At 66.4% G+C, this 5090-nt stretch carries 7 protein-coding genes; 1 reads left to right on the forward strand and 6 read right to left on the reverse strand.

Annotated features, from left to right (window positions below):
• Both AB4Y99_RS26885 and AB4Y99_RS26890 read right to left on the reverse strand, forming a co-directional pair.
• Positions 1-180: ATP-binding cassette domain-containing protein (locus AB4Y99_RS26885; protein ID WP_441525485.1), on the reverse strand; the 180-nt coding region annotated here is incomplete at its 3' end.
• A gap of 43 nt (positions 181-223) precedes the next feature.
• A complete protein-coding gene (locus AB4Y99_RS26890) occupies positions 224-1234 on the reverse strand; it encodes an ABC transporter substrate-binding protein (RefSeq protein WP_441525481.1) in 1011 nt (336 codons plus the stop codon).
• Between the two features lie 238 nt (positions 1235-1472).
• Here AB4Y99_RS26890 and AB4Y99_RS26895 point away from each other — a divergent pair, with 238 nt between their 5' ends.
• The gene (locus AB4Y99_RS26895) at positions 1473-2174 is read left to right on the forward strand and encodes a GntR family transcriptional regulator (protein WP_142021013.1); all 702 of its coding nucleotides are present in this window, start codon (positions 1473-1475) and stop codon (positions 2172-2174) included.
• A gap of 69 nt (positions 2175-2243) precedes the next feature.
• Here the strand turns inward: AB4Y99_RS26895 and AB4Y99_RS26900 are convergent, their stop codons facing one another.
• The 4 genes from AB4Y99_RS26900 to AB4Y99_RS26915 form a co-directional block, all read right to left on the reverse strand.
• Complete coding sequence (locus tag AB4Y99_RS26900; protein WP_441525486.1) at positions 2244-2600, reverse strand: SDR family oxidoreductase; 357 nt, start codon at positions 2598-2600, stop codon at positions 2244-2246.
• Positions 2601-2609: 9 nt separating this feature from the next.
• On the reverse strand, positions 2610-3680 hold the full coding sequence (locus AB4Y99_RS26905; protein ID WP_441525482.1) for an ABC transporter substrate-binding protein: 1071 nt from the start codon (positions 3678-3680) through the stop codon (positions 2610-2612).
• Between the two features lie 36 nt (positions 3681-3716).
• Positions 3717-4589, reverse strand: a complete 873-nt coding sequence (locus AB4Y99_RS26910) for an ABC transporter permease (protein WP_441525483.1) — start codon at positions 4587-4589, stop codon at positions 3717-3719.
• Positions 4589-5090 (reverse strand): ABC transporter ATP-binding protein (locus tag AB4Y99_RS26915; RefSeq protein ID WP_441525484.1); only part of this gene is annotated, 502 nt, incomplete at its 5' end. The genes AB4Y99_RS26915 and AB4Y99_RS26910, both read right to left, overlap by 1 nt.

The following is a 5090-nucleotide window of genomic DNA, read 5'->3' on the forward strand; positions in this document are numbered from 1 at the left end:
CGCCTTGAGCAGGGTCGACTTGCCGCAGCCCGACGGCCCCAGCAGCACGAAACGGTCGGAGGTGTTGACCTGGAAGGAGACCCGCTCCGTCGCGGTGATCACCCGCCCCGGCAGCTTGTAGCGCAAGGTGACCGAGGACACGTCGAGCAAGGGCTCGGCCACGGCGACGGCCCGCGACATTGGCGCGGGCGGGACCGGCGCGGACAGATGCGGCGAAGCCAACTCAGCTCCCTGAAAGGTCATGCGCCACCGGCAAATAATAGTCCTTCCACGAAGCCGGAGTCGTCTTGACGCCGCCGGTGCGGACGAGGTGCTCGGCGAACTTCATCGTGCCTTGCGGGTAGATGTTCCACTCCATCATGCCGGGCTGCTTCAGCATCGTCAGGATCTGGTCGGAGGGGGTCTTGTCGCCCGTGACCTCGCGATAGATCTCGACGGCCTCCGGCGTCTTCGTATCGATGAAGCCCTTCGCCTCCTCGGCCGCATTGCGCAGCGCCTGGACGATCTTCGGATTGGCCTCCGCGAAGCCCGTCGTCGTCATGAACTGGCCCTGGCTCAGCGGCGAGCCCATGATGTCGGCGGAGCTGGCGACGACCCGCACCTCCGGAATCTGCTGCTGTTCGTAGAACTGGAAGGGCGGCGCCGCGAAATGGCTCTTCACCTCGTGGCTCGGGTTCTTCATCGCAATCAGCGCATCGGGATGGCCAAGCTGCACCGTCATCGCATCGAAATGGTTCCATTTATCGGGGCCGAACAGGTCGGAGGCCGCGATCTGGAGCAGGATTGCCTGCGTCGAGACGCGGATGGTCGGCACCGCGATCTTGTCGCCTTCCTTGTAGTCCTTGAGCGTTTTGATCCGCGGGTCGCGCGTCAGCAGCAGCGCGGGCTGGGCGGAACTGGCGCAGATCCCCTTCACCCGGCCGCGCGACTTGTCCCAGAGCACCAGCAGCGGCCCGGTGCCGGTGTTGATGATGTCGACGCTGCCGGAGAGCAACGCGTCCTGCTGCGCCCCGCCATTCGAGAAGTTCACCCATTTCGTGGTGACGCCGGCCACGCCGAGCTTCTCGGCATGCTTCTCGATCAGCTTCTGCTTCTCGATGACATGGGTCGGCATGTAGAGGATGCCGGGCTGGCGGCTCAGCGAGATCTCGGTCTTCGCCTGCGCCCTTGCGTCGGAATGAACGCCGATTGCCGCCGCCGCACCAAGCGCGAGCGTCTGCCTGCGTGTGAGCATGATGTCCCTCCCTGATGATTCTTGTTCGCGTCCTTGGCCGATGGCCATGCGCCTTGATTGGCATCAGTCAAACCACTAATGCATTAGTGCGTCAACCCTTCGGCCATGCTAAAATCCGAACGGCACGACGGCGTTCCAGCCTGTGGGCACCGGCGCTTGCTAAAATGCGAAGTACGGCAAGGAGCTGTCACGCCGCGCCGAATGCGGTATTCGGTCCGGTGCGGTAGAGGCGAACAGGATGAGCGACCTTCTCGAAAGATTTGCGGCAGCGCCCAAGCCGGCGACCAAGGGCGGTGCCGGCATCGTCTTCGACCTGTTGCGCGAGGAGATCATCTCGCTGGCGCTGGCGCCGGGCACGATGCTGTCGCGGCAGGAATTGCAGGAGCGCTTCGGCTTCTCCTCGACGCCGATCCGCGACGCGCTGATGAAGCTGCAGGAAGAGCGGCTGGTCGACGTCTTCCCCCAGCACGCCACCGTCGTCAGTGCGATCGACCTCGATCTCGCCCGGCAGGGCCAGTTCCTGCGCCGCTCGGTGGAGCTCGAGCTGGTGCGGGCGCTTGCGCTCGCGCCGCAGCCGACGGTGCTGGCGAGGATGCGAAGCCTCGTCCGGCAGCAGACGGCCTTTGCCGATCTCGGCGAGCATGAGGCCTTCGCCGCCGCCGACCACGCCTTCCATCGCTGCTTGTACGATGCGGCGCATATGGCGGTTCTCTGGGAGCTTGTCCGGCGCCAGAGCGGCCATATCGACCGGCTGCGGCGCCTGCATCTGCCCAAGGAAGGCAAGATGCGCGAGATCCTGGCGGCGCATACCGCCATCCTCGATGCGGTCGAGGCGGAAGATCCGGCCGCGGCCCAGGACGCGCTGCGCGATCACCTCTCCCGCTCACTCGACTTCGTGCCCTCGCTGCGAGAGCTGCACCCGACCTATTTCAGGAACTGACGCGTCGAAAGTGCCGGGAAGCAGAACGATGCCCGGTTGAATCGGAGTCTCGGCCTCAGAACGCCGCCTTCAGAGCGAAGCACCGCCGCAGACGACGATCTGCTGCCCGGTGATGCTCGCGGCCCCTTTCGAGAGCAGGAAAGCGGCAGTCGCCGCGACCTCCTCCGGCTTCACCAGCCGGCCCATCGGCGGCATCTTGGGCGCGACGGAGGCCCGGTTCGGGTCCCTCAGCATCGGCGTATCGGTCGCGCCGGGAGCCACCACGTTCACCGTGATCCGGCGCGGCGCGAGCTCGATCGCGAAGGAGCGGGCCATGCCGACGAGCGCGGCCTTCGTCGCGGCATATTGCGCGCGTCCGGCCGAGCCCGCCGCCGTGCGGCTGCCGATGAAGACGATGCGCGCGCCCTCCGGCAGCGATGCGGCCAGCGCCCTCGTTCATCCGGTATAGGCGCGCGCCTGCGCCCGGATCTTCTCGGCATCGAAATTGTTGATCTCGCCAATCAGATCGTTGGTGTAGATCTTGGAGAAGTCCTTGATGTCCCAGTCGTTCATCTTGGCTTCCGTGACGAATTCGTCGACCCGGATCGAGCCCATCTTGGCACCCTGATAGGGCGGCTCGTAGAGCTTGATGCGCCGGCTGATCGCCTCCAGCACCGACTTCACCGCCTGCTCCTCGCTGGAGCCGCGCGGGGCGGTTTCCGGATAGAGCTTGAGGAAGGCCTTGGCGCCGGCCGTCGGGTTTTCGAGGATGAACTGCGAAGCCTTGGCCGTCGAGCGGCCGAAACCGACGAAGGTGGCGCGCTCGGCCTGGATGCGCGGCCGCAGACCCATCAGGAACTGACCGCCGATCATCGGCAGATTGTCGGGTCGCTTCACCAGCTCGAGCGGGATGCCCGCGCCATCGATGATGCCGAAGCCGGTATCGTAATAGGCGAGTGCATCGATCGCGCCGCGCTGGAGTGCGACGCCGGCCGGCACGCCGGCGCCGACCGCCGTCCACTTCACGTCCTTGTCGGGGTCGATGCCGAGCGACTTCAGCACGTTGCGGGTGACGGGATATTCGGTACCGCCGAAATCGGAGACGCCGATMTTCTTGCCCTTCAGGTCGGCATAGGCCTTCACCGCCGAGCCCGGCTTCACCGCCACGTCCCATTTATAGGGATAGGTGTACTGGTAGAACCATTGCGACTGGCCCCATTCGCCCCGGGCGAGGATGGGCAGGGCGTAGGAGGGCACGCCGATACCGACATCGACATCGCCCTTGTCGGTCGCGACCTGGACGTTGGCGTTGCCGCCGAGCGCCAGCCCCTGCACCTTGAAGCCTTCCTCGGCATTGTAGCCCAGCGCCTCGCCGACCAGCAGGTTGATGACGCTGGCGTTGATCGACTTGAGGCCGACGCCGACCTTCACCGTCTTGGCCGGCTGCGCGAAGGCGGAGCGCGGGCCAAGCGCCAGCGCGGTCGCGAAGACGCTGCCGGCCTGGAGCCATTGTCTGCGGGTGATCATGACGTTCTCCCTTGCTTGCTTATGGTTGWGGTCGTTTCACTTGCGGCCGCGATCGCCCCAATGGACGATGCGTGCCTCCAGCCCGCGGACGATGCCGTGGAGCAGGATTCCCATCGCACCCAGGATGACGAGCGCGGCGAAGACGCCGGCGACGTCGGTCACCGCCTGGGCCTGCGTGATGACGACGCCCATGCCCTGCTGGGCGCCGAGGAACTCGGCGACGATGGTGCCGAGCAGCGCGTAGACCACCGCCATGTCGAGCCCAGCGAAGATATAGGGCGCGGCGTTGGGCAGCTTGACGATGCGATAGGTCTCGAAGCGCGAGGCCGAGAGCGAGCGCATCAGGTCGATGCGCTCCGGCTCGACGGCGCGCAGGCCGGTGAAGCTGTTGATCAGCATCGGGAAGAAGGCGAGCAGCGCCGAGATCGCGATCTTCGAGCCGTCGCCGAAGCCGAACCAGATCACGACCAGCGGCGCGATCGCCACCTTCGGCAGCGATTGCAGCGCGAAGGCATAGGGCATCACCAGCTTCTCGATCAGCCGGCTCTCGGCCATCAGCGAGCCGAGCGTAAGGCCGAGGCCCGAGCCAATGGCGAGCCCGATCGCGGCGTTCTTCAGCGTGCCCCAGAGCGGCAGGTAATAGCCGAGCGGGCTCGACGGACTGACCGCGAGGCCCGACCAGAGCGCCTTCCACACCGCGAGCGGCGTCGGCAGGATGTAGGACGGAACGTCGAGATACTTCACCGCCGCCGCCCAGCCGGCGAAGAGGATGACGAGGCCGACGAGCGTGATCGCGGTGCCGTTGACGCCCTTCTTCCGCTGGCGTTTGCCGGCGGCGGCCTTGGGCCGGGGCGCGGCTTTCTCGATCGCGGCGGAATCGGCGATGATGGTGGTCTGTGCCTGGCTCATCATTCGTCTCCCTGGGCGTTGAGCAGGCCCCGGATTTCCTTGGCGAGCGCCGGATAGGCCGGGTGGCTGATGATGCTGTCATTGGAGCGCGGGCGCGGGATCGGCACCTCGAGTTCGCGGATGACGCGGCCGGGGCGCGCCGACATCACCACGACGCGGTCGGCGAGGAAGATCGCTTCCGAGATCGAATGCGTGATCAGCATCACGGTCTTGCGGCTCGCCTGCCAGATGCGCTGGAGTTCGAGGTTCATCCGCTCGCGGGTCAGCGCGTCGAGCGCGCCGAAGGGCTCGTCCATCAGCAGGACGCGGGGGCTGCGCACCAGCGCCCGGCAGATGCCGGCGCGCTGCTGCATGCCTCCCGAAAGCTCATAGGGGTAGCGGTGCCCGAAATCCTTGAGGCCAGTGACATCGAGCAGCCGGTCGACATCCTCCGCCTGCCCCACCTGTTTGCCGCCGACCCGCAAGGGCAGCGCGACATTCTCGCGCACGGTGAGCCAGGGC

The sequence above is a fragment of the Allobosea sp. TAB14 genome (assembly GCF_052113865.1).
GTDB classification, from domain to species: Bacteria; Pseudomonadota; Alphaproteobacteria; order Rhizobiales; family Beijerinckiaceae; genus Allobosea; species Allobosea spartocytisi.

Bases quoted from the DNA above. Each gene is read 5' to 3' on its own strand.
- AB4Y99_RS26890 (WP_441525481.1), bottom strand. From the start codon at position 1,234: ATGCTCACACGCAGGCAGACGCTCGCGCTTGGTGCGGCGGCGGCAATC.
- AB4Y99_RS26895 (WP_142021013.1), top strand. From the start codon at position 1,473: ATGAGCGACCTTCTCGAAAGATTTGCGGCAGCGCCCAAGCCGGCGACC.
- AB4Y99_RS26910 (WP_441525483.1), bottom strand. From the start codon at position 4,589: ATGAGCCAGGCACAGACCACCATCATCGCCGATTCCGCCGCGATCGAG.